This window comes from Vogesella sp., assembly GCF_046297735.1.
GTDB lineage: Bacteria > Pseudomonadota > Gammaproteobacteria > Burkholderiales > Chromobacteriaceae > Vogesella > Vogesella urethralis.
In genome coordinates, this window is the sequence record NZ_JBKBHK010000006.1 from 198,393 (window position 1) to 223,045 (window position 24,653).

A 24,653-nucleotide genomic window follows, 5' to 3' on the forward strand; every position below is an offset into this window, starting at 1 on the left:
CCTAGTCGCCGTGGCGGTCGCCATGAATGGCTTCCACCAGGCGTACAGCCTGGGCTTCCATTTCCACCAGGAAGTCATCCACGCGGGCACGGAAGTGGCGATAGAAGATCATGCTGGGGATCGCCACGATCAAGCCGAAGGCGGTGTTGTACAGCGCCACCGAGATACCGTGCGCCAGCACGCGCGGGTCGGTGCCGGCAGGCGATTGCGAACCGAAGATCTCGATCATGCCGATAACGGTACCCAGCAGCCCCAGCAACGGTGCCATGGCCGCGATGGTGCCCAGCGTGGTCAGATAGCGTTCCAGTTCGTGGGCCACAATGCGGCCTTCGTCCTCGATGGCTTCTTTCATCACGTCGCGCGGGGCGCCCGCCTGGCGCAGGCCGGCGGCCAACAGACGGCCCAGCGGCGAGTGGCTGCGCAGTTCGGCCACCATGTCCCGGCTGGCGCCGCCACGGCGCAACTGCTGCAGCGTTTGCGCCAGCAAGCCTTTGGGCACCACCAGCGCGCTGCGCAGGCTGTAGAATCGTTCGATGGTAATGGTCAGGGAGATGACGGAAGCGAGGATGATGGTCCAGATCGGCCAACCGGCGGCTTCAATGATAGACAGCACGAGAGATTTCTCCCTTTATTGAGCAAGCGCTAAACTTTATCGGGTAGGCGGCGGCGGCGCAACACGATTGCCACCAGGCGGCCAACTTAGAGCCACTGTCAGCTGTGTAGCGTAAGTACTGATTTTTTCAGGCGTTTTGCCAGCCATCCACAAAAACTGTGGATAACTCTGTGGATGACGGCCAAACAAGGCGCTATGTGCCTGTAAAAACAAGCCTGCAGCCACATTGCACACAAATTACACCACCACATTAAGCTATTGTTTTTAAACGTTTTTGATTTTTTCAATTCCGACACACGCACCCCGCATGCATAAGCAATCGGCTTTCCTTTTCTTACACCCGCTCTGTGGATGACTTGACAAGCATGATTTTCGGCGCATCACAAAACGACGTCATCAGCGTCAGCTCACTTAACCGCATGGCCCGCGACCTGCTGGAAAGCGGCCTGCCACCGCTATGGATTGGCGGCGAAATCTCCAACCTCACGCTGGCGGCATCCGGCCACGCCTACTTTTCGCTCAAGGATGCCGGCGCACAAGTACGCTGCGTGATGTTCCGTAACCGTTTGGCGGCGCTGGGTTTCCGGCTGCAGGAAGGCATGCAGGTCGAACTGCGTGGCACGGTTACCCTGTACGAAGCGCGTGGCGACTATCAGATCAACGTCGACAGCATGCGCTCTGCCGGCCTGGGGCGACTGTATGAAGCCTACGAGCGGCTGAAGGCGCAGCTGGAACGCGAAGGCTTGTTCGACAATCGGCGCAAGCAGGCCCTACCCGCTAACCCGCGCCGGGTGGGCATTGTCACCTCCCCTGCCGCCGCGGCGCTGCGCGATGTGGTGACTACCCTGCGCCGGCGCATGCCCAGCATTGACGTGGTGCTCTACCCCTGCCAGGTACAGGGCCAGACCGCCGCCCAGCAGATTGCCGCCGCCATCGCTGCGGCCAACCGCCGCCAGGAAGTCGACGTGCTGATCGTGTGCCGTGGCGGTGGCAGCATCGAAGACCTGTGGGCGTTCAATGAAGAAGCCGTCGCCCGCGCCATCGCCGCCAGCACGCTGCCGGTGGTCAACGGTGTCGGCCATGAAACCGACTTCACCATCGCCGACTTCGTGGCCGACCGCCGCGCGCCCACGCCCACCGCCGCCGCCGAAATGGTATCGCCCAGCCGTGAAGCCATGCAGCAACAGCTAGACCTCACCCGCCGCCACTTGGAGCGCGCGCTGGGCCGGCTACTAACCGACAAGATGCAGCGCCTGGACTACCTGGGCCGCCGCCTGCAGCACCCAGGCGAGAAACTGCGCCGCCAGCAACAGGCACTGGCTAACCTGCAAGGCCGCCTGCAACGCAGCCTGCAACAAGGCCTGCAACGCCGGCAGTGGCGCGTGGCCAGCCTGCAGCAGCGGCTGACGACGCAACGCCCCGACATTGCGCGCCAGCAGCAACGCCTGCAACACGCCGGCCAGGTGCTGCGCGCCGCCACCCACCAGCAGCTGGGCCTGGCCACGCTGGCGCTGGGCAAGCTGGAAGCCACCCTGCTGGCGATGAACCCCGAGGCGGTGCTGGCTCGTGGCTACGCTATCGTGCAGCACGCCGACGGCCGCGTGGTGCGCTCCCCCGCCGAGCTGCAACACGGCGAGCAGGTGCAGATCCAGCTGGCGGAAGGCCGTACCGCCGCCCGCATCGAACCGCTGCGCGGTACGCAGAGCGAATTGCCGTTCTGAACCAGGTTGGCCGCAGCCGCGGCCAACCCGGCAAGCTGCTGCCAGAGCAAGCGCTTGACGCAACAGCACAAATTATCGACGATGGCACGATTAAAACAATCGTTTCACATCACACACATGAATCATCGTCTCGCCAAAACCGTCTTCAACCTGTGGCCACCGTTCTGGGGCGCAGGCATCCGCGTGTCGCGCATCGCCCCCGACTGGAAGCAGGTAGAAGTGCGCCTGCGCCTGGGCCTCTCCAACCGCAATTACGTCGGTGTGCACTTCGGCGGCAGCCTGTACGCCATGACCGACCCGTTCTACATGCTGATGACGCTGAAAAACCTGGGCAACGACTACATCGTGTGGGACAAAGCCGGCCGCGTCGACTACATCAAACCCGGCAAGGGCGTGGTAACCGCCCGTTTCCAGCTGCACGACGCCTGGCTGGACGAAGTACGGACTGCCACCGCCGGTGGCGAAAAATACCTGCCGGAGCTGGAAGTGGACGTGGTGGACAGCCAGGGCGACGTGGTGGCCCGCGTGCACAAGACGCTGTACATCCGGCGCAAGAAAGGCCGCTAAGCCAACCGGCGGCAGGTAACGGCATGTAGCATGCGGCCTACCAACAGCCCGCTGCGGCAGCACTGACAGGCAAGGCGCGATACAATACTATCCCAGTCAGTCCTGCATGCAGCCGGCCTGCATGCGCCCTTACGATCGCCCGCACGGAAGACTTATGAGCAAGGTTACGCCCGTTCTACTGCTGATTCTCGACGGCTTCGGCCACCGCCTGGAAGGCGACGACAACGCCATCCTCGCCGCCAATACCCCGAACTGGGACGCGCTGAAAGCACGCTACCCCTACGGCACCATCGACGCCTCCGAACACAATGTCGGCCTGCCCGGCGGCCAGTTCGGCAACTCCGAAGTGGGCCACCTCAACATCGGCGCGGGCCGCATCGTGCAGCAGGACATCAGCCGCATCGACTGCGATATCGAAGCCGGCACCTTCGCCAGCAACCCGGTCCTGGCGCAAGCCATCGCCACCGCCAAAGCAAACGGCAGCACGCTGCACCTGATGGGCCTGCAGTCCGACGGCGGCGTGCACAGCCACGAAAACCACATTTTTGCGCTGATCCGCGCCGCCGAAGCGGCAGGGGTTGGCCGCATCGCCGTCCATGCCTTCCTGGACGGCCGCGACACGCCACCACGTAGCGCCGAAATCTACCTGCAACGCCTGCAGGACGTGCTGGCCGACTGCCCGCACGCCCGCGTGGCCAGCGTCAGCGGCCGTTACTGGGCGATGGACCGTGACAAGCGCTGGGAGCGCATGGAAGGCGCCTACCGCGCCGTGGTGGAAGGCGAAGCCGAATTCCACGCCGACACCGCGCTGCAGGCGCTGGCCGCCGCCTACGCCCGCGACGAGAACGACGAGTTCGTCAAACCCACGGTCATCGGCGAGCCGCTGAAAATGCAAGATGGCGACGTGGCCGTGTTCATGAACTTCCGCGCCGACCGCGCCCGCCAGCTGACCACCGCGCTGACCGACCCGGCCTTCGACGGCTTTGCCGTACGCCAGCCCAAGTTTGCGCTGTACGCCAGCCTCACCAGCTACGGCGAAGCCTACAAACACCCGGTGGCCTACGCGCCGCAGAAAATCCGCAACGGCCTGGGCGAATACCTGTCCGGCCTGGGCCTGAAGCAGCTGCGCATTGCCGAAACCGAGAAATACCCGCACGTCACTTACTTCTTCAACGGTGGCGAAGAGCAGGTCTACCCGGGCGAAGACCGCATCCTGGTACCGTCGCCGAAGGTGGCCACCTACGACCTGCAGCCGGAAATGAACGCACCGGAAGTCACCGACAAGATCGTGGCGGCCATCCAGAGCGGCCAGTACGCGGCCATCATCTGCAACTACGCCAACGGCGACATGGTGGGCCACTCCGGCGTGTTCGACGCCGCTGTCAAAGCCGTGGAAGCGCTGGATAGCTGCGTGCAACGCTGCGTGGACGCCATGCTGGCCGCCGGGGGCGAAGTGCTGGTCACCGCCGATCACGGCAACTGCGAGCAGATGTTCGACAACCTGAACCATCAGCCGCACACCCAGCACACGCTGCAGAAAGTGCCGTTCCTGTACGTTGGCCGCCCGGCCCGCATCAAGGACGGTGGCGCGCTGCGCGACATCGCCCCGTCGCTGCTGGCCATGATGGGCCTTGAACAACCGGCCGACATGACCGGCCAATCGCTGATCGAGTTCCAGTGAAAACACTGCTGTCGCTAACCCTGCTGGCCAGTGCCGCCGCCTTTGCGGCGCCGGTCGGCAAAGCGCTGGATCCTGCTGCCCCGCAGCAGGATCTGCAAAGCGTGCGCAAGGCCATTACCACCCTGCAGCAGGACATTGCGCAGAAGGAAGCCGCGCGCAAGCAAACCGCCAGTGCCATTGCCGAATCGGAAGAAGCCCTGGAGGCCGCCCACGCCGCGCTGAACGTGCTGGAGCAAAAGCAGGGCAGTTCCAGCAGCCAGCTACAGCAGTACCAGCAAGAGCTGCAAGCCATTCGCTTGAAAGTGGCAGAAACCCGCCAGCGCGTGGGCAAACTGCTGGCCAGCGCCTACAAGCGCGGCGAGCACGACGCAATGAACCTGATGTTCAATCAGGGCGACCCCAACCAGGCCGCACGCGACCTCACCTACTACACCCATATTTCGCGCGCGCAGCAGGAACTGATTGCCAAGCTGCGCGACCAAGAAATCCAGCTACAAGCCATTACCGAGCGCCTGGAAGACGAGCTGGTACGCCTGGGCCGCATGTCGGCCGAAAAAGTACAGCAAAAGCGCCGCATCGAGGCCGCCAAGAACCAGCGCCAAGCGCAGGTTAGCCAACTGGACGCCAGCATCCGCAGCCAGCAAACCCGGCTGCAGCAGCTGAAGGAAGACGAGAAACAACTGACGGCGCTGATCGCGCGCATCAACGCCGAAATCGAGCGCCGTCGCCAGGAAGCTATCAAGAAAGCCGCAGCCGCCAAGAAAGCGCGTGAAGAGGCCGCCAGGTTGGCCGCAGAAAAACGCCGCCAGCAGATTGCCGAGGCCAAGAAGCAGGGCAAGAAACCGCCGCCGGAACCGGCCAAGCCCGCCAAGCCGGAAGTGGTGGACGACGTGGTGGACGGCAGTGCCGCCGGCCGCGCCTTCAAGAGCCTGCAAGGCCGCATGAAGCTGCCGGTAGCCGGTGAAGTGGCCGGCCGCTTTGGCGCCGCGCGTGGCGAAGGCAATAGCTGGAAAGGCCTGTTCATCCGCACCGCGCCGGGTACGCCGGTACGCGTTGTCGCCGATGGTACGGTAGTCTATGCTGACTGGCTGCGCGGTTTCGGCAACGCCATGATCGTCGACCATGGCGGCAACTACCTCACCGTGTACACCGGCTTCTCGGCCATGGCCCGTGGTAACGGTGCCAGCGTCAAAGGTGGTGACGTACTAGGAACCACCGGCAGCATGGAAAGCGGCGAAACCGGCCTGTATTTCGAGCTGCGCTATATGGGCAGACCGATCAATCCCCAATCCTGGGCACGCTGACCCGGACGAGACACTGAACATGACCACATCACGTACAAGCAAGCTGGCACTGATGACCACCGGCGCTTTGCTGGGCGGTGCCCTCACCCTCAGCGTACAGGCGTTTGCCGACAAGAGCGACAGCGTACTGCCGCTGACTGAACTGCGCATCTTTGCCGAAGTGTTCGGTCGCATCAAGCAAGACTACGTCGAACCGGTTGAAGACAAGAAACTGATCAACGAAGCCATCAAAGGCATGCTGTCCGGCCTAGACCCGCATTCGGACTACTTCGATCCGCAGGCCTTCAAGGAATTCCGCGAAGGCACCCAGGGCGAGTTCGGCGGCCTGGGCATCGAGATCGGCGCCGAAGACGGCCTGGTGAAAGTGGTAGCCCCGATCGAAGACACCCCGGCGCAGAAAGCCGGCATCAAGAGCGGCGACCTGATCGTGAAGATCGACGACACCCCGGTACGCGGCCTGTCGCTGAACGATGCGGTAAAACGCATGCGCGGCAAGCCGGGCACCAAGGTCACACTGACCATCGCCCGCAAGACCGAATCCAAACCACTGGTCTTTACCCTCACCCGCGCCATCATCCAGACCAAGAGCGTGAAATCACGCATGTTGGAGCCGGGCTTCGGCTACGTGCGGGTGGCCCAGTTCCAGGAGCACACGGTCGAGAACTTCGCCCAGGCGCTGAGCGGCCTGTACAAAGAGAACAAAGCCCCGCTGAAAGGCCTGGTGCTGGACCTGCGTGACGACCCGGGCGGCCTGCTCAACGGCGCCGTCGGCGTGTCCAGCGCCTTCCTGCCCAAGGACGCACTGGTGGTATACACCGAAGGCCGCGTTGCCGATGCGCAGATGCGCCTGTACGCCAACAGCAAGTACTACCTGCGCGGCAACACCCCCGACTACTACGCCAAAACCCCGGCCGAACTGAAAACCGTGCCGCTGGTGGTGCTGGTCAACGGCGGCTCGGCCTCGGCCTCCGAAATCGTGGCCGGTGCCCTGCAAGACCACAAACGCGCCTTGATCGTCGGCACGCAAACCTTCGGTAAGGGCTCGGTACAGTCGGTACTGCCGCTGTCCAACGATGGCGGCATCAAGCTCACCACGGCCCGCTACTTTACGCCGAATGGCCGCTCCATCCAGGCCAAAGGCATTACCCCGGACATCATTGCCGAAGATGGTAGCGAAAGCAGCAGCCTGCGTATCCGCGAAGCCGATCTGGAAAAGCACCTGAGCAACCCGAGCGGTGAAGAAGCTGCACCAGCTAGCAAACCGGCCAACGGCAAGCCGGCAACACCAGCAGCCAAACCGTCGGCCAGCAAAACCACTGACGACGACGGCAAGCCGGTTGACACCCAGCTGAACCAGGCCTTGAATGTACTGAAAGTACAGCAGATCCTGCTGAAGAAAGCCGGCAACTAACGGGCATGCATGGCGTGCCCCGTCCGGGAGCACGCCATGCAGACCGCCGACCATTTCAAATGCCGCACGCTGAGGCTGGCCGAGCCCAGCCAGACGGCGCACGCCGCGCATTTGCTGGCCGAGCAGTGCGGCATTCGTACCCGCGCTGACGCCCTTCGCGGCCAACTTACCCTGCTATACGCCCTGCCGCAGCACTCGCTGGTGCAACTACTGGCCGTGCTGGACCAAGCCGGCATCCGGCTGGCACCCCACCCCATCCACCGCCTGCAATGCCACCTCGCCTGTTACTGCGAACAGGTACAGCTGGACAACCTGCAATGCCCGCCCACCGCCACCAAGGGGCGCGAGGCGTTTTCCCGCTTGTACCAGCAGCACCCGCACGGCGACCAGGACGACACCCCGGAAGAACTGCGACTGGAAAAATAGGCCACCAACCCCGGCGGCGCGGCCAACCGTACCTGCTGTAACCGCCGTGCCATATCAGGGCAACGGCATTCCTGCTACTCTTGCGTTTTTCTCGGCCTCAGCTGTTTGGAGCTGCACATGCTGCATCCCGATTTCGTGCTGGCTTTCCGCGAAGCAGCACCCTATATCAACAATTTTCGCGGCAAGACCTTCGTCATTGCCGTCAATGGCGAATGCCTGGCACGCGGCAACCTGTACGGTCTGGCGCAGGATATCAACCTGCTGGTCAGCCTGGGGGTGCGCGTGGTGCTGGTGCACGGCGCCCGCCCGCAAATCGAAGAACAACTGCGCCTGCGTGGCGTGGCCAGACAGTTTCACCACGGCCGACGCGTCACCGATACGCTGACCATGGAAGCAGTCAAATCGGCGGTAGGCGGCCTGCGCCATGATCTGGAAGCCTTTCTGTCGATGGGCATGCCCAACTCGCCGATGCACGGTGCCTGCCTGCGCGTGGCCGGTGGCAACTTTGTCACCGCACAGCCGCTGGGCGTGATCGACGGCACCGACATGCAATTCAGCGGCCGCGTACGCAAGATCGACACAGCCGCCATCAACAAGCGCCTGGACCTGGGCGAGCTGGTGCTGATGTCGCTGATCGGCTACTCGCCCACCGGCGAAGCGTTCAACATGACGATGGAAGAAGTGGCCTGCCAGACGGCGATCGAGCTGAAAGCGGAAAAACTGATCTTCATGGTGCAAAGCAATGGCCTGGTGGACGCCGATGGCGTGCTGCACAGCGCCATCTCGGCCGAACAGGCCGAAACCATCTCGCAGCGCGGCATCGACAGCGAAGAAGTGCGCATCAGCCTGCCCTACGCCATCCGCGCCACCCGCGAAGGCGTGGTGCGCTCGCACCTGGTCAGCCACAACGAAGACGGCGCCCTGCTGGTAGAGCTGTTTACCGACTTCGGCACCGGCACCATGATCGCGCGCAACTCGCTGGTGAAGGTACGCGAAGCCAGCATCGAAGACGTGGGCGACATTTTGGCGCTGATCCGCCCGTTGCAGGAACAAGGCATCCTGATCAAGCGCAGCCGCGAACACCTGGAAATGCAGATCCGCCACTACGCGGTATTGGAACACGACGAGCGCATCTACGGCTGCGTGGCCATGCTGCCATTTCCTGAGGATGGTATGGCCGAGCTGGCGTGCCTGGCCATCAGCCAGGAGCGCCGCAACGCCGGCTTTGGCGACCGCCTGCTCAAGCACGTAGAAGACCAGGCCCGGCTGCACGACCTGAAAAAAGTGTTCATCCTCACCACGCAAACGGCGCACTGGTTCGCCGAGCGCGGCTTTCTGCCCGCCAGCGTAGACGACCTGCCGGCGGCACGGCGGGAACTCTACAACCACAACCGCCGCTCCAAGGTGCTGATCAAACCGCTGCAGGATTGAGCGGCCACCAGAAAATGACGCGGCAGGGGCGTACCCCTGCTGCTGTCACGGTTGGTTACCCGTCATCTCTGTGACACAATAAAAAGCTATCGTGTCACCACTTTTAGCAAGGAATGCATCATGGCAAGAATGGTTAACTGCGTTAAGCTCGGTCGCGAAGCCGAAGGCATGGACTTCCCGCCGCTGCCGGGCGCACTGGGCCAGCGCGTTTTCGCCGACGTCTCCAAAGAAGCCTGGCAAGGCTGGCTGCGTTACCAGACCATGCTGATCAACGAAAACCGCCTCAGCCTGGCTGACGCGCGTGCCCGCCAGTACCTGGCAGCGCAGCTGGAAGCCTACTTCTACGGCCAGGGCGCCGACCAGGTTGCCGGCTTTACCCCGCAGCAGTAAGCCCCCGCCCTCGTTTGAGGGCTTTTTTTGCACCACCCCTTACCAGCATTGCATAAACCATGACCACGCCACACGACAACCTCCTCAACCGCGAACTGGGCCTGATCGAATTCAACCGCCGCGTGATGGCACAGGCTGAAGAAGAGCGCCTGCCCATCCTGGAGCGGCTGAAATTCCTGTGCATCGTTTCGTCCAATATGGACGAGTTCTACGAGGTGCGCGTGGCATGGCTGAAAGAAGCCGCCCAGATCACGCCGGACCGCATTCTGGCCGACGGCAGCACGCCGGCCGAGGCGCTGGCCAAGGTATCGGCCGCAGCACACGAACTGGTGCGCGAGCAATACCGCCTGCTGCGCGAGGAAATCTTCCCGGCACTGCGTGACGAAAACATCCTGTTCCTGCGCCGTAACGAGTGGGATGCCGCGCAGAAAGCCTGGATCAGCGACTACTTCTTCCGCGAGCTGATGCCCATCCTCACCCCCATCGGTCTGGACCCGTCGCACCCGTTCCCGCGCCTGCTGAACAAGAGCCTGAACTTCATCGTGGAGCTGGAAGGCACCGACGCCTTCGGCCGCGAGTCCGGCATTGCCATCGTGCAGGCGCCGCGTATCCTGCCACGCGTCATCAAGCTGCCGGCCGAGCTGGCCCCGGACGGCGCCGATACCTTCGTGTTCCTGTCGTCCATCCTGCACTCGCACGTGCAAGAGCTGTTCCCCGGCATGCTGGTGAAAGGCTGCTACCAGTTCCGCGTCACCCGTGACAGCGACCTGTCGGTAGACGACGAAGACGTGAAAAACCTGCGTACCGCGCTGCAGGGAGAGCTGCGCCAGCGCCAGTACGGCGACGCGGTACGGCTGGAAATTGCCGACACCTGCCCGGCACACATGGAAGAGTTCCTGCTCACCACGTTCGGCCTGCAAAAGCCGGACGTCTTCCGCGTGGACGGCCCGGTAAACCTGGTGCGCCTGATGCAAGTGCCGGACTTCATCGAACGCCCGGAAACCAAGTTTGCGCCGTTCCAGGCCACACTGCCGGCCATCCTGGAAAAGAAAACCCCGCTGTTCGAGGCCATCCGCAAGGGTGACATCCTGCTGCACCACCCGTTCCAGACCTTCCAGCCGGTGATCGACCTGCTGACCCAGGCCGCCAGCGACCCGGCCGTGGTCGCCATCAAGATGACGGTGTACCGTACCGGTACCGACTCGGTACTGATGGACTCGCTGATCGCCGCCGCCCGCGCCGGCAAGCAGGTAACCGTGGTGGTAGAGCTGATGGCGCGCTTCGACGAAGAGGCCAACATCAGCTGGGCCACCCGCCTGGAAGACGCCGGCGCCCACGTGGTATACGGCGTGTTCGGCTACAAGATCCACGCCAAGATGCTGCTGGTGGTGCGCCGCGAGGAAGGCCAGCTGCGCCGCTACGTGCACCTGGGCACCGGTAACTACCACCCGCGTACCGCCCGCCTGTACACCGACTTCGGCCTGCTGACCTGCAACGAAGAAATTGCCACCGACGTCAACGACCTGTTCGTGCAGATTACCGGCCTGGGCCGTGCCGGCGAGCTGAAGCACCTGTACCAGTCGCCTTTCACGCTGCACAACATGATCATCAGCGCCATCGACCGCGAGATCGAGCACGCACAAGCCGGCCGCCCGGCGCAGATCATCGCCAAGATGAACGCGCTGCTGGAGCCGCAGGTGATCCGTGCGCTGTACCGCGCCAGCCAGGCCGGGGTGAAGATCACGCTGATCGTGCGTGGCGTCTGCGCGCTGCGTCCGGGCGTGGAAGGGCTGTCGGAAAACATCTCGGTGCGCTCCATCGTTGGCCGCTTCCTGGAACACACCCGCGTGTTCTACTTCTACAACGACAAGGCCGAAGACCTGTTCATCTCCAGCGCCGACTGGATGGGCCGCAACTTCTTCCGCCGCATCGAAACCTGCGTGCCTATCCTGGACGCCAAGCTCAAGCGCCGCATCATCCGCGAAGGCCTGAAGATGTACCTGGAAGACAATACCAACGCCTGGGAAATGCAATCGGACGGCAGCTACCGCCGCCGCGTTGCCCGCGGCAAGGGCCGTTGTGCACAGGAAACGCTGCTGCTGGAATACACCGGCTAAGCACTCGCGCAAGGTTGGCCGCCACGGCGCCCCGGAACTTCCGGCGGCGCCGTTTTACTTAGCAAGGTCAACATAAGGAGCAAGCATGAGCTTTGACTGGAGTTGGGCCGGCTACGCGCTGGCGGTGATCATGATGCTGATCGGGCTGGCCGGTACCATTTACCCCGCCCTGCCCGGCCTGGCGCTGCTGGGCGGCGGCATGCTGCTGGCGGCCTGGCTGGGCGAATTTGCCGTGGTGGGCAGTACTGCACTGATCATCATCGCCGTGCTGGCGGTATTCGGCATGGTGATGGAAAACCTGGCCGGCTTTCTGGGCGCCCAGAAAAGCGGCGCCAGCCGGCAGGCGCTGATCGGCGCCTTCATCGGCGGTTTGGTCGGCATGTTTCTGGGCTTGGTGGGCGCCATCATCGGGCCCATCGTCGGCGCCGTCATCGGCGAGCTGCAGGCGCGCCGCTCGCTGCAGCAAGCGGGCAAGGTGGGCGTGGCCACCTTCATCGGCTTTCTGGCCGGTACCGTGATCAAGATCGCCTGCGCCTTTGCCATGCTGGCGGTGTTTGCCACCGCGCTGCTGTTCTAAAACGGCGCCGGACAGTCCAGTTGCAGCCATTCGCCGCTTACCGGGTGTGGCAGGCCCAGCTGGCAAGCGTGCAGCAACAGCCGTGGCGCGGCGGCTTGGCCTTCCGGCGTGGCGTACAAGCCATCGCCCAGGATCGGGTGCCCCAGTGCCTGCATGTGCACGCGCAGCTGGTGGGTGCGGCCGGTATGCGGCGTCAGCGACACGCGGCTGACGTCGCGTTCGGCGTCGTACGCCAGCACCTGGTAGCCGGTATGCGACGGCTTGCCGATGGCGTGATCGACAATCTGCCGCGGCCGGTTGGGCCAGTCGGTAATCAGCGGCAGGTGGATGTCGCCGCTGGCGGGCTGTAGTTGGCCGCAGACGATCGCCTCGTAGCGCTTGTGCAGCTGGCGGCCGGCAAATGCCATCGACAGCGTGCGTTGCATCGCCTCCCCCCGCGCCAGCAGCAGGATACCCGAGGTGCCCATGTCCAGCCGGTGCACGATCAGCGCGTCCGGCACACGCCGCTGTACACGCTGGATCAGGCAATCCTGACGCGCCTCGCCGCGCCCCGGCACCGACAGCAAGCCCGCCGGCTTGTCCACCACCAGCAGGTAGTCGTCCTGATACAACAACGACAGGCCGGTATCGGGCGGCGGGTTGTAGTGTTCCAGCGTGTGCGGTGAGCTCATCGGCAGCCAAGGGTCAAAAAAGCAGGCGGCGATTATCCGGCATTTTGACGCGCAGCGGCAAACCGTACCGCCTATTGAAATGTGCACACCGCGGCCTCACGCTATAGGCATACGCTTCCTCCACCGACCGCAGAGAGCCCATCATGCCGGAACGTTTCTACCTCGACCCGTACCAGACCACGCTGCACACCACCGTCCTCAGCCACGATGAGCGCGGCCTGGTGCTGGCCGACACGCTGTGCTACCCGCTGGGTGGCGGCCAACCGGGTGATACGGCCACGCTGCAACTGGCCGATGGCAGCCAGCTGGCCATCACCGACACCCGCCGCGACAAGGCAAGCCGCGAGATCGTGCACCAATTGGCCGCCGGCAGCCCGCTGCTGGCCGCCGGTAGCGCCGTGACGCTGCAGCTCGACTGGGCGCGCCGCCATCGCCACATGCGCGTACACACCTGCCTGCACTTGCTGTCGTGCGTGATCCGCGCCGGCGTTACCGGCGGCAACCTCACCGCCGATAGCGGCCGGCTGGATTTCGACCTGCCGGAAGGCATGGAGCTGGACCGCGACCACATCGAACGCGAACTGAACGCGCTGATTGCGGCCAACCATGCGGTAACGGTGCAGATGACCAGCGGCGAGGCCCTGCGCGCGCAACCCGAGCTGATCAAGACCATGTCGGTGACGCCGCCGCTGGACCTGCCCGAGATCCGCCTGATCGCCATCGACGGTATCGACCTGCAGCCCTGTGGCGGCACGCACGTGCGCCAGACCGGTGAAATCGGCCAGGTGCTGGTGAAGAAAATCGAAAGCAAGGGCGCGCGCAACAAACGGGTGGTGATTGCGCTAGCCGACTAGGGCCTGCTCGCACCATTTCTTGCGATGGCACGGGGGCGGGACGTTTTCCAATACGGGGGGCGGCGCTGCGCTGGGTGGTGCCCGGCGCCAGCCCGACAACACTGCGGTGGGAAGCTTGTCGGGCCCTAAAAGCGGGGCAGCGGCACCTGGCGCCAGGCGCTGGCCAGGCGCTGCACCATGGCCGGCGGCATGTGCACCGAACAGGTAAACCACGACACCAGCGCGCCCAGCTCCGGGCCGGCTGCCAAGGTGCCTGGCGCCAGCCGCGACAGCGCGGCACGGGTGGCAAACAGCACCCGGATACGCTGCCCCTGCAGCATGGCCACGGCCTCCTGCAACGACTGGCTGCGTGCCGGCACCGGCAGCCCGCGTTGCTGCAACACGCTGGCCACGCCTTCGCCAAACACCATCTGCTGCGTCAGCGTGACTGTCGCCAGCTCGCTAAGCGCCAGGGCGTCGCCAGGGCGAGTGAACAGCTGCGCCTGCGTCTGCCCCATCGGAAACACGTATTGCATGCCTGCTGGCGCCGGCACGTTGGCCGGTAGCGTCACCGCACTACAGGCATCGTCTTGCAGCTGCATCGATTGCTGGATACGCGGGCGGCTGGCGATGAACATCGACAAGCTCACCCCGGCATGGCCGGCCATGTGCTGCAGCAAGTCGGCGTACAGGCCGGCCGGCTTGCCGTCGCGTTCTTCATAGATACCGGGCAGGGACGGCAGATAGAAACGCACCGTTTCCGCACGCACGGTCAGGCACACGCCGCCAAGCAACACGGCTATCAGCACGCAACGCAGCATGGGGCCTCCGTTCACGACAACGCTGCTTCAGCATAGTTGGCCGCAACGGGCATGGCAGCCCGGAAAGGGTGGCAGGTTCAATCGTCGGGGAAAGCGCACTCGTCGCACGCCAGGGTATGGATGCTCATATCGTTCAGGCACAGCAGCGTCAGCGCCCGGCCGTAGACCGCGCCGGTGTCGAGGTACAGCACGTTGTCGCGCTGCCGCGCCAGCTGCACCGGGGTGTGGCCGACGCACAACATATCGATACCGGCGACGCGCTGGCGTGGCTCGCCGCGCAGGCGTTGCCGCGACCATAACGCTTCGTGGCGCACGGTCTGGCCACTGCGGCACGGTGCCAGCTCGCCGGAGGCCAGCCGTGCCTGGAAGGCAATCCAGTCGTCTTCCGGGCAGTCGGCATGAATCAGGCCGATGCTGCGCCCGCCGACCTCCACCTCCATCGCCAACGGCATGGCGGCAAACACGCTGCGGTAGCGTTGCTGCTGGCCGTCGGGCATGTCGATGAACCAGTCGCCGCCATTGCGCAGGTAACGCTCGCGCCAGGCCGGGCTGGCGTCGTAATCGATCGCCATCTGTTCGTGGTTGCCGCGCACGGCAAACAGCCACATCTGCGCCAACCAGTCCAGCACCTGCAGCGAGCCGGGACCACGGTCTACCAGGTCGCCCACCGACAGCAGGCGGTCGCGCTGCGGGTCGAACAGCACCTGCCCCAGCAGGCGCGACAGGGTCTCGAAGCAGCCGTGCACGTCCCCCACGACAAAGTCGCGGCCAACATCATTGGCGGGCAATCGGCGGAAGGCAGCAAACACGGCAAGGGTCCGGGGTGAGGGTGGCCTGACATTATGCCGCTCGCCTAGGCAGCCGTCACCCTGCCAGCACCGGCCAGCTCAGCGTGCGGTAATCCGGCAGACCGTCCACGTACGGCAGCGCCACTTCGCCTTGCAGCATCGGCCGCACGTGCTCGGCAAAAGCGGGCGTCACCGCCAGGCTATCCTCCGCGATAAACGCGGCCGGTAGCCGGCGCTCCAGCCCGGCCACCGTGGCCAGTGGCACCGGCGTCACGACCCAGTCGTCCCCCGCCCGTTGCAGGCCTGCCATCACGCCGCCCTGCCCGGCCAGCGCCCAGTGCACGCAGGCGGCCCCGGCGGCGTAGGCCAGCCTGGCGTCGGTAGCCGAAGCCAGGTGCATGGCGGCGCGCTGCTGGCAGTCCACCAGCGCCACGTGGGCGTGCACGCCCAGCTGTGCTTGCAACTGCTGCGCCAGCCAGGCGCCGGCGCCGCCCAGCTGCTCGTGGCCGTACACCGCGTCGGCATGCATCTGCGCCACGAAACGGCCATCGGCCTGGCGCAGCCCCTCGGCCACCGCAATGGCGCAGTAACCGTCCCGCGCCACCCGTTGCTGCACTGCCTGCAGTACGCGGGCCTCGTCAAGCGCCACTTCGGGCAGCAACAGCAAGGGCGCCGGCTCGCCATCCGGTGCCGCCAGGCTGCAGGCTGCGGCCAGCCAGCCGACGTGGCGGCCCATGGTTTCCATGATGAATACCCGGCCACGCGCCATGCTGCGCATATCGTGGATGACCTCGCGCAGGCTGCTGGCCAGATATTTGGCTGCCGACGGAAAGCCGGGGCTGAAGTCGGTGCCTTCCAGGTCGTTGTCGATGGTCTTGGGCACGCCCAGTGCCTGCAATGGCAGGTCGAAACGTTGTGCCAGCTCGCCCAGCGCCAGCGCGGTTTCCATCGAACCGTTGCCGCCGTTGAGCAGGACATAGCCGATGTCGAAGCGGCGCAGTACGTCGGCCAGCTGCTGCCACGGCTGCGGGTCGGCCGCGTACGGCGCCAGAATCTGGCGGCTGGTACCGAAGCTGGCGCCAGGCAGCCAGCCCAGGCGCTGGATGTTGGCCGCCGCTGCCGCGCTGCAGTCGTACAGCTGGCCTGCCAGCAAGCCGGCCAGGCCGTTGGCCGCCGCGCAGACCGGCACGCCAAGGGTACGCGCGGTTTCGATGACGCCTTGCGCCGAACGGTTGAGGACGGCGGTAGGGCCGCCGGATTGCAGATAAAGCAGGCGTGGCATGATGGTCTCCCGGGTGGATGCAGACCATTGTAGTACCAGACAGCCGCCTCGCCTTGCGCTGGCGCAAGCGACTGCGGCCAACCTTGCCGCCGACGGCCGGCCAGCAAAAAGCCCTGCATGCAACAGCAAGCAGGGCCGGTGATGAGCGCAATAGCGGGCGGGCTCAGATGTCCACTTCGGCCTCGTTGCCCTTGGCTTCCATCCAGCTGCGGCGGCTGCTGGCCTCGCCCTTGCCCATCAGCATGATGAACATGTCGCGTGTGGTCTGCATGGCGCCGGGGCGTACCTGCACGCGCGACAGGCGGCGGGTGTCCGGGTTCATGGTGGTGTCCTTCAGTTGCTCCGGGTTCATCTCGCCCAAGCCCTTGAAGCGGGAGATGCTCCACGCGCTTTCCTTGACGCCCTCGCTGCGCAGGCGGTCGAGGATGGCGTCCATCTCGCCATCGTCCAGCGCGTACAGCTTGCGCGGCGGGCGGTTCTTGCCCTGGCCGGGCACATCCACGCGGAACAGCGGCGGCTGCGCGATGTAGATATGGCCCTGTTCGATCAGCTTGGGGAAGTGACGGAAGAACAGCGTCAGCAGCAGCACCTGGATGTGCGAGCCGTCCACGTCGGCGTCGGACAGGATGGCGATCTTGCCGTAACGCAGGCCGCTCAGGTCCGGCGTGTCGTCCACACCGTGCGGATCGACACCGATAGCCACCGAGATATCGTGGATTTCGGCGTTGGAGAACAACTGGTCCTTGTCGGTTTCCCAGCTGTTCAGCACCTTGCCGCGCAGCGGCAGGATGGCCTGGTATTCCTTGTCGCGCGCCAGCTTGGCGGAGCCGCCAGCCGAGTCACCCTCTACCAGGAACAGCTCGTTGCGTTCGATATCTTCGCTCTCGCAATCGGTGAGCTTACCGGGCAGCACGGCCACGCCGGAGCCTTTTTTCTTCTCGACCTTCTTCACCGACTTCAACCGGCTTTGCGCCTGGCGGATGGCCAGCTCGGCGATCTTCTTGCCGGCTTCCACGTGCTGGTTCAGCCACAGTTCTACCGGGTCGCGCGCCAGGCCGGATACCAGCTTCAGCGCGTCGCGGCTGGTGAGTTTGTCTTTGGTCTGGCCCTGGAACTGCGGGTCCAGCACGCGGGCTGACAGCACAAAGCGCACGCGGCTCCACACGTCTTCCGCCATCAGCTTGACGCCGCGCGGCAGCAGGTTGTGGTGATCGACAAAGCTCTTCACCGCCTCGAACACGCCGGCGCGCAGGCCGGCTTCGTGGGTACCGCCGGACGGTGTGGGGATCAGGTTGACGTAGCTTTCACCGCTGGCGCCGTCCTCGAACCAGGCCATCGCCCATTGTGCGCCCTCGCCCTTGGCGAACTGCTCGTGCTCTTCACCGATGTACGCCTCGCCGGCAAACAGCGGCGCGATCGGCTCATCGTCACCGCACAGCTCTGCCAGATAGCTCTTCAGGCCTTCCGGGTACTGCCACACCTTCACCTCGTCGCCGCTGGGGCGCTCGATGGTCAGCGTGACCGCCACGCCGGGCAGCAGTACCGCCTTGGCGCGCAGCAGGCGCTCCAGCTCCGGCATCGAGTAGCGCGGGCTTTCGAAGTATTTGCCGTCCGGCCACACCCGCACGCGGGTGCCGCTGGTGCGCGGGCCGCAGTCGCCCACACGGGCCAGCGGCTCGATGACGTCGCCGCCGGCAAACACCAGCCGGTGCACGCCGCCTTCGCGTTTGACCTCTACCTCCAACCGGGTGGACAGCGCGTTGGTGACCGACACCCCCACACCGTGCAGGCCGCCGGAGAAGGCATAGGCGCCGCCGTCTTTCTTGTTGAATTTGCCGCCGGCGTGCAGACGGGTAAACACCAGTTCCACTACCGGTACGCCTTCCTGCGGGTGCAGGCCGACCGGAATGCCGCGGCCGTCGTCTTCCACGGTCAGCGAACCATCCAGGTGTACGGTGACCGCGATCTTGCGGGCAAAGCCGCCCAGCGCCTCGTCGGCGGCGTTATCGATCACTTCCTGGCAGATGTGGGTGGGGTCGGTGGTACGGGTGTACATGCCGGGCCGTTCTTTGACCGGCTCCAGCCCCTTGAGTACGCGTACCGAGGATTCGTCGTAATGTTGTTGTGTCATGTGTCTGTCAGCACGATGGGCGCCGCAGCAGCGACGCCAGTTGTTGTTGGTGACGGCGGGCCAGCAGCAGCTGGGCCAGGATGGCGCCACACAGCGCCAAGAACATGTCCCACTGGGTGTCCCACGGGTCGCCCTGCGTGGCGAGGAAAGCGTCGGCACCGGCGCCCAGGGCCAGCGCGGCCCACCATTCGATCAATTCGTAAAACGCCGAGAACGCCAGGCAGAAGCAGGTTGCCAGAAACGCCAGCCAGCGGCCGGCCAGGCCGGTACCGCGCTGGATCACCTCCCGCGCCAGGATGGCAGGAAAGAAGCCCTGCGCCAGATGGCCGATACGGTCGTAGTGGTTGCGGCTGAAATCAAACGCGTCCTGCAGCCAGAAGCCCAGCGGCGTCAGCGCGTAGGTGTAGTGCGCGCCCACCAGCAGGATGATGGCGTGCAGCGCCATCGCCCATGCGGCCAACCTGGTCCACGGGTAACGGCCCCAGCATAGCGACGCCAGCGGCAGGCCGACAACGGCCGGAATGGCCTCCATCCACCAGGTAGTGGTGTCATACGGCTGCCAGGCAGACCAGGCAGCGACAACGGCCACGACTGCAAACGCAGTGCGTGGCCGTGGCAAAGGTTCGGTATGCAAGCCTTAGCCCTCGTCTGGCAAGCTCGGCGCGTCCCCGGCGATACGTGCCAGGTAATCACGACGGCTTTCTACCCCTTTCAGGAAACGGGTCAGCTCGGTGAGCGCCCGCTCGTAGACGTCTTTCTTGAACTCGATCACCGCATCGACCGGCGCCCAGTAATCATTCCAGCGCCAGCCGTCAAATTCGGGGTGATTGGTCGCACGAAGGCATACATCGCAATCCCGGCCTACCAGCTTCAGCAAGAACCAGATCTGCTTTTGCCCGCGATAGCTGCCGCGCCACTCGCGACGTACCCAGTTGGTGGGCACGTCGTAGCGCAGCCAGTCGCGGGTGCGACCCAGAATCTTGACGTGTTGCGGCAGCAAGCCCACTTCTTCCAGCAGCTCGCGATACATCGCGGCCTCGGGGCTTTCGCCAGGTTTGATGCCTCCTTGCGGAAACTGCCACGAGTGCTCTCGCACCCGCTTGCCCCAGAACACCTCATGCTTGTGATTGATGAGGATGATTCCGACATTGGGGCGGTATCCGTCCCGGTCCAGCATGGAAAAACCTGCAAATTCGTTAGTTGGCAGGATTTTTGCACATTTCCCGTCGCCGCGCACGGCTCACCGTCGCATCGTTGTCACATCGTTTTGCATAACCATACAAAACCGTTAAATATAATTGACACCCAACACTGGCAGCCCCTAAAACTGTGGGCTGTCTCCTCCGCAAGGGCCCGTCATGCGTTACCTGCTACCGCTTTGTACCGTACGCATACCTTGCCATGTTTCCCTGGGCGTGTTCGAGCAACCGCTGAGTGCCACCGGCAACGCCGGCCTGTTGGCACCGGCTATCGTCTCGACACTTTCAAGGAACCCTGCCCATGAGCACCCTGCACGACTGGCTGCAACAGCACGCCATCACCCACATTGAATGCCTGTTTGCCGACCTGAACGGCCAGGCGCGCGGCAAACTGGTACCGGTTAGCCACTACCCCGCCAGCGGCGAATTGCGCTTTCCGCAAGTCAGCCTGATCCAGAGCTGGATGGGCGACCCGCAACAGCAGCTGGTACCCGAAACCGACCCCGATCTGGTGCTGCTACCCGACGACAGCACGCTAAGCCTGAAACCCGGCAACGCGCGCCGCGTTGCCCAGCTGATCCACGATTGTCACGACCGTCAGGGCGCGCCGGTGCCGTTTGCGCCGCGCAACGTGCTCAAACGTGTGCTAGCGGCGTTTGCGGCCGATGGCCTGACTCCGGTCGTGGCCCCGGAAATCGAGTTTTACCTGTTGGCCGCCGACGGCAGCCAGAGCGAGCCGGTGTCGCCGGCCTATGCGCTGGACCACGCCTGGCAACACGAAGCGTTCTTTGCCGAGCTGGAACAGTACTGCCACCAGCAAGGCATCGCCACCGACACCCTGCTGCACGAGGTAGGCAACGGCCAGTACGAGCTGAACTTGCAGCACGGCCCGGCGCTGCAACTAGCCGACCAGGTGTTTTTGCTCAAACGCACGCTACGCAACCTGGCGCGCCAGCACGGCCTGCAGGCCTGCTTTATGGCCAAGCCGTTTGCCGGCCACGCCGGCAGCGCCATGCACATCCACCAGAGCTTGCTGGACAGCGATGGCCGCAATGCTTTCAGCCAGGCAGACGGCAGCGAGCATCCGCGCTTTCGCCACTATATCGCGGGCCTGCAACACTATCTGCCGCACGCCATGCTGCTGTTTGCGGCCAACCCCAATGCCTATCGCCGGCTGGCGCCGCACACCGCCGCGCCCATCAACGTGGAATGGGGCTACGACAACCGCACCTGCGGCCTGCGGGTGCCGGAAAGCGGCCCGCAAGCCCGGCGCGTGGAAAACCGCCTGCCCGGCATCGACGCCAACCCCTACTTGGCACTGGCAGCCACCCTGGCCTGCGGCTTGCTTGGCATCCGTGAACAGCGCGAGGCCACACCACCGTGCAGCAACAGCGCCTACGCGGCAGCCGCCACCTTGCCGGATAGCCAGGCCAAGGCACTGGCCGCGCTGCAGGCCAGCGACGCACTACAGGAACTGCTGGGCGCCGGGTTCTGTCAGGTATTCGCCGAGCTCAAACAGCTTGAGCAGGCACATTTCCAGCAACAGGTTACCCCCTGGGAATGGGCGTATCTCGCCCCCCAAGCCTGACCCCGCACGCTACAATGCGGGCTGCGTCAGGTAGTAGTTGAGCAATTTTGTGCAAAGGTTTTTAATTGGCCCATCGGCATAATCAAGCCGCGACATGAAATAAGCAGTCACACTGCAAGGAGAACTTGATGAAGCAAACCACTCTGGCTCTGGCCACCACGCTGGCCCTGACCGCCGTATCCGGTACCGCCCTGGCCGCCGGCAAAGAGCTGAACGTCTACAACTGGTCGGACTACATTGCCGAGTCCACGCTGCCGAACTTCCAGAAAAACACCGGCATCAAGGTGCGCTACGACGTCTACGACAGCAACGAGATCCTGCAGGCCAAGATGCTGACCGGCAAGTCCGGCTACGATCTGGTACACCCGTCCAATACTTTCCTCGCCAAACAGATCCAGGCCAACCTGTACCAGCCCATCGACAAGTCCAAGATCCCCAATTACAAAGACCTGGACCCGGAACTGATGAAGCTGATGACGGCTTTCGATCCGGGTAACAAGTTTGCCGTGCCCTACTTCTGGGGCATGAACACTATCGGCATCAACAGCGACAAGGTGAATAAAGCACTAGGCGGCAAGCTGCCGGCTAACGAGTGGGACCTGCTATTCAAGGTTGAAAATGTCTCCAAGCTGAAGAGCTGTGGCGTCAGCATGCTGGACTCGGCAGCCGAAGTTTTCCCGATGGTACTTCACTATATGGGCAAGAACCCAGGCAGCACCAATGAAGCAGATTATCGTGCTGCTGCTGCGCTGCTGAAGCCGCTACGCCCCCACATCACCCGCTTCTCCTCCTCCGGTTACATCAACGAGCTGTCCGGCGGCTCGCTGTGCCTGGTTCTGGGCTACGGTGGCGACCTGAACATCGCCAAAACACGCGCCGAAGAAGCCAAAAATGGTGTGAAAGTACAGCCACTGGTACCAAAAACCGGTGTCGGCATCTGGATCGACAGCATGGTCATTCCCAAAGATGCCAAGAATGTCGCCAATGCCCTGACCTACATCAACTACGTATTGGATCCGAAAGTGTCGGCGGCGAATGCCAACGCCGTTACCTATGCGCCAGGCAGCCTGGCAGCGCGTCAGTTCATCGACAAGAAGCACCTGTCCAACCCGTCCATCTTCCCGAGCAAGGACGTCGTCGCCAAGAGCTTCGTGATGCCGTCGATGGATCCCAAGATCCAGCGCCTGACAACCCGTCTGTGGCAAGAGTTCAAAACCGGCAAGTAAGCCCCTCTCCTCCTGCTCTGCTAAAAAGCCCGGTTTATCATGTAAACCGGGCTTTTTCATTAACTGCTGTATTACCGCGTAACAGCGTGCCGAAAAGGGGAAAGGAGCCCCTTTTTTTATCACTGGTGGTAGCATGTGTTCATCGCTTTTTAACCCGTTAAGGCCTCATGCTGTTCCTTGCGCCAACCGATCCTCTGCGCTCCCTGCCAGGCATCAGCCTGCAGCCGGAATCCGTCAGCATCCTGCATCAAGCGGCAGACTACCGCGAGCAACTGCTTACCCTTATCCGCCAAGCCAAACGCCGCATTTATCTCTGTGCGCTTTATCTGCAAGATGACGAGGGTGGCCAATGTATCCTGGACGCCCTGTATGCTGCAGCTGCGGCCAACCCGCAACTGGACATCAAAGTCTTTGTCGACGCCCATCGCGCCCGGCGTGGCCTGATCGGCCATGGAAAACAGGAAGGCAACGCTGCCTGGTACCGTCACCAGGCTGAAATGCATCCGCAGGCAAGGCTGGCCATCTACGGTGTACCGGTGCAAACCCGCGAACTGTTCGGTGTCATGCACCTCAAAGGCTACGTTATAGATGATAGCGTGCTGTACAGCGGCGCCAGCCTCAACAATGTTTACCTGCACGTCGGCGAACGCTACCGCTTTGACCGCTACCATCTGATTCACAGCCCGGCCCTGGCGGACAGCCTGTCCGGTTACATGCTCGATTATCTGGCCGCAGCACCTGCTGTGCTGCGTCTGGATCAGCCCATCACCGTCGACAAAGGCAGCCAGAACCGCGCTACCCGACTATTCCGCAAACAGCTGGCGCGCAGCCAATACCAAGTGGTCGATAGTGCTCCCTGCAATAGCGGGCTCAGCATCCACCCGATAGTCGGAGTTGGCCGCAACAATCGTTTCAACAAACTGCTGGAGCGCCTGCTGCACAGCGCCCAGCAACGCATCAGCATTTGCACCCCATATTTCAACCTGCCCAAACCGCTGCTGAAGGCAATCGATCAGGCGCTGGTGCGGGGCGTGCAGGTGGAAATCATCGTCGGCGACAAAACGGCCAACGACTTTTACATTCCGCCCAGCGAGCCGTTCAAGGTAATCGGCGGCCTGCCATACCTGTACGAGATGAACCTGCGCCGCTTCGCCCGCCAACAGCAGGGTGCCATCGACCGGGGTCAGCTCCAGCTAAGGCTGTGGAAAGACGGCGATAACAGTTATCACCTGAAGGGGGTATGGGTAGATCAGCACCTGCAGCTGATCACCGGTAACAACCTCAACCCGCGCGCCTTCCGGCTCGACCTGGAAAACGGCCTGCTCATCCACGACCAGCACGGTCAACTACAAAGCATCACCGAGCGCGAACTGGCCAATATCCGCCAGCATACAAACGTACTCAGCCATTACCGCCAACTGGAACGCCTGGAACACTATCCCGACAAAGTGCGCAAGTTGCTGGCTAGACTCAACCGCTTCCGGCTCGACAAGCTCTTCCACCGCCTGCTCTGACTGATAACAAGCAATAAAAAGCCCGCGCAAGCGGGCTTTTTCATGACGGCATTGCCAACCATCAGCTACCGGATCGATAGCCGTACCAATAGCCGTAGCCCGGCATAAGCCGCAGGCGCATCCGGGGGCCGGCCGCAGGCCGGCATGGGGTGGGGGGCGACGTGGCCAAGGTTGGCCGCCAGGGAAACATCGGGGGGACGTCGGGGACATCGCACGCGTCGGTTGGGCACGGCAATGCGCACTCGCACTTTCACCGCGCCAATGCACAAAGCCCAGCTCGTCTGAGCTGGGCTTTGTCTTAAGGGAGTCTGGCGGTGTCCTACTTTCACACGGGAACCCGCACTATCATCGGCGCTGAGGCG

Annotated in this window: 22 protein-coding genes; 14 read left to right on the forward strand and 8 right to left on the reverse strand. The window is 63.6% G+C overall.

Translation table 11 applies throughout. The annotated features are described in order from the left end of the window. Nucleotide 1: 1 nt before the first annotated feature. Nucleotides 2–613, reverse strand: coding sequence for a MotA/TolQ/ExbB proton channel family protein (locus tag ACK4FZ_RS09955; protein WP_144373655.1), 612 nt, complete (start codon nt 611–613; stop codon nt 2–4). A 365-nt stretch (nt 614–978) separates the two neighbouring features. Here ACK4FZ_RS09955 and xseA point away from each other — a divergent pair, with 365 nt between their 5' ends. The 10 genes from xseA to ACK4FZ_RS10005 all read left to right on the forward strand — a co-directional run bounded on the left by xseA (nt 979) and on the right by ACK4FZ_RS10005 (nt 12,238). Continuing rightward, nucleotides 979–2,334 carry an exodeoxyribonuclease VII large subunit gene (gene xseA / locus ACK4FZ_RS09960; RefSeq protein WP_409820365.1) on the forward strand — a complete coding sequence of 452 codons (1,356 nt, stop codon included), beginning with the start codon at nt 979–981 and terminating at the stop codon, nt 2,332–2,334. 117 nt (nt 2,335–2,451) lie between these two features. Continuing rightward, nucleotides 2,452–2,901: a DUF4442 domain-containing protein gene (locus ACK4FZ_RS09965; protein ID WP_409820367.1), complete on the forward strand. Its 450-nt coding sequence runs from the start codon at nt 2,452–2,454 to the stop codon at nt 2,899–2,901. A gap of 154 nt (nt 2,902–3,055) precedes the next feature. Beyond that, on the forward strand, nt 3,056–4,582 hold the full coding sequence (gpmI, locus tag ACK4FZ_RS09970; protein ID WP_409820370.1) for a 2,3-bisphosphoglycerate-independent phosphoglycerate mutase: 1,527 nt from the start codon (nt 3,056–3,058) through the stop codon (nt 4,580–4,582). After that, on the forward strand, nt 4,579–5,886 hold the full coding sequence (locus ACK4FZ_RS09975; protein WP_409820373.1) for a murein hydrolase activator EnvC family protein: 1,308 nt from the start codon (nt 4,579–4,581) through the stop codon (nt 5,884–5,886). The genes gpmI and ACK4FZ_RS09975 overlap by 4 nt, the downstream gene beginning before the upstream one ends. 19 nt (nt 5,887–5,905) lie before the next feature. Then, on the forward strand, nt 5,906–7,297 hold the full coding sequence (locus ACK4FZ_RS09980; RefSeq protein WP_409820375.1) for a S41 family peptidase: 1,392 nt from the start codon (nt 5,906–5,908) through the stop codon (nt 7,295–7,297). A 36-nt stretch (nt 7,298–7,333) separates the two neighbouring features. Further along, nucleotides 7,334–7,723 carry a hypothetical protein gene (locus ACK4FZ_RS09985; RefSeq protein WP_409820378.1) on the forward strand — a complete coding sequence of 130 codons (390 nt, stop codon included), beginning with the start codon at nt 7,334–7,336 and terminating at the stop codon, nt 7,721–7,723. 117 nt (nt 7,724–7,840) lie between these two features. Further along, entirely contained in the window at nt 7,841–9,154 is a 1,314-nt protein-coding gene (argA, locus tag ACK4FZ_RS09990; protein ID WP_409820381.1) for an amino-acid N-acetyltransferase, read from the forward strand. 120 nt (nt 9,155–9,274) lie between these two features. Continuing rightward, the gene (locus ACK4FZ_RS09995) at nt 9,275–9,544 is read left to right on the forward strand and encodes an oxidative damage protection protein (protein ID WP_144373648.1); all 270 of its coding nucleotides are present in this window, start codon (nt 9,275–9,277) and stop codon (nt 9,542–9,544) included. 59 nt (nt 9,545–9,603) lie between these two features. Beyond that, the gene (gene ppk1, locus ACK4FZ_RS10000; protein WP_409820384.1) at nt 9,604–11,661 is read left to right on the forward strand and encodes a polyphosphate kinase 1; all 2,058 of its coding nucleotides are present in this window, start codon (nt 9,604–9,606) and stop codon (nt 11,659–11,661) included. 85 nt (nt 11,662–11,746) lie between these two features. Beyond that, nucleotides 11,747–12,238, forward strand: a complete 492-nt coding sequence (locus ACK4FZ_RS10005; protein WP_144373646.1) for a DUF456 domain-containing protein — start codon at nt 11,747–11,749, stop codon at nt 12,236–12,238. On the opposite strand, the gene ACK4FZ_RS10010 is transcribed toward ACK4FZ_RS10005, so the two are convergent. Further along, on the reverse strand, nt 12,235–12,909 hold the full coding sequence (locus ACK4FZ_RS10010) for a pseudouridine synthase (RefSeq protein WP_409820387.1): 675 nt from the start codon (nt 12,907–12,909) through the stop codon (nt 12,235–12,237). The two genes, ACK4FZ_RS10005 and ACK4FZ_RS10010, sit on opposite strands and share 4 nt — an antisense overlap. A 143-nt stretch (nt 12,910–13,052) precedes the next feature. On the opposite strand from ACK4FZ_RS10010, the gene ACK4FZ_RS10015 reads away from it, so the two are divergent. Continuing rightward, the gene (locus tag ACK4FZ_RS10015) at nt 13,053–13,763 is read left to right on the forward strand and encodes an alanyl-tRNA editing protein (protein WP_409820390.1); all 711 of its coding nucleotides are present in this window, start codon (nt 13,053–13,055) and stop codon (nt 13,761–13,763) included. Nucleotides 13,764–13,888: 125 nt separating this feature from the next. Here ACK4FZ_RS10015 and ACK4FZ_RS10020 read toward each other — a convergent pair whose 3' ends face one another. The 6 genes from ACK4FZ_RS10020 to ACK4FZ_RS10045 form a co-directional block, all read right to left on the reverse strand. Continuing rightward, a complete protein-coding gene (locus tag ACK4FZ_RS10020; RefSeq protein ID WP_409820392.1) occupies nt 13,889–14,563 on the reverse strand; it encodes a hypothetical protein in 675 nt (224 codons plus the stop codon). A 77-nt stretch (nt 14,564–14,640) separates the two neighbouring features. Then, nucleotides 14,641–15,372, reverse strand: coding sequence for a metallophosphoesterase (locus tag ACK4FZ_RS10025; RefSeq protein ID WP_144373642.1), 732 nt, complete (start codon nt 15,370–15,372; stop codon nt 14,641–14,643). A 55-nt stretch (nt 15,373–15,427) separates the two neighbouring features. Continuing rightward, nucleotides 15,428–16,633, reverse strand: a complete 1,206-nt coding sequence (locus ACK4FZ_RS10030; RefSeq protein WP_409820395.1) for a diphosphate--fructose-6-phosphate 1-phosphotransferase — start codon at nt 16,631–16,633, stop codon at nt 15,428–15,430. Nucleotides 16,634–16,796: 163 nt separating this feature from the next. After that, a complete protein-coding gene (gene parE, locus ACK4FZ_RS10035) occupies nt 16,797–18,764 on the reverse strand; it encodes a DNA topoisomerase IV subunit B (RefSeq protein WP_409820398.1) in 1,968 nt (655 codons plus the stop codon). 7 nt (nt 18,765–18,771) lie between these two features. Next, nucleotides 18,772–19,398, reverse strand: a complete 627-nt coding sequence (locus ACK4FZ_RS10040) for a DUF2238 domain-containing protein (RefSeq protein WP_409820401.1) — start codon at nt 19,396–19,398, stop codon at nt 18,772–18,774. Between the two features lie 3 nt (nt 19,399–19,401). Next, entirely contained in the window at nt 19,402–19,941 is a 540-nt protein-coding gene (locus tag ACK4FZ_RS10045; protein ID WP_144373638.1) for an RNA pyrophosphohydrolase, read from the reverse strand. Between the two features lie 323 nt (nt 19,942–20,264). Here ACK4FZ_RS10045 and ACK4FZ_RS10050 point away from each other — a divergent pair, with 323 nt between their 5' ends. The 3 genes from ACK4FZ_RS10050 to pssA all read left to right on the forward strand — a co-directional run bounded on the left by ACK4FZ_RS10050 (nt 20,265) and on the right by pssA (nt 24,291). Beyond that, nucleotides 20,265–21,551, forward strand: a complete 1,287-nt coding sequence (locus tag ACK4FZ_RS10050) for a glutamine synthetase family protein (RefSeq protein ID WP_409820404.1) — start codon at nt 20,265–20,267, stop codon at nt 21,549–21,551. 128 nt (nt 21,552–21,679) lie between these two features. Further along, nucleotides 21,680–22,777, forward strand: a complete 1,098-nt coding sequence (locus ACK4FZ_RS10055; RefSeq protein WP_409820407.1) for a polyamine ABC transporter substrate-binding protein — start codon at nt 21,680–21,682, stop codon at nt 22,775–22,777. A 167-nt stretch (nt 22,778–22,944) separates the two neighbouring features. After that, nucleotides 22,945–24,291, forward strand: a complete 1,347-nt coding sequence (pssA, locus tag ACK4FZ_RS10060; RefSeq protein WP_409820409.1) for a CDP-diacylglycerol--serine O-phosphatidyltransferase — start codon at nt 22,945–22,947, stop codon at nt 24,289–24,291. The last annotated feature ends 362 nt before the right edge of the window (nt 24,292–24,653 follow it).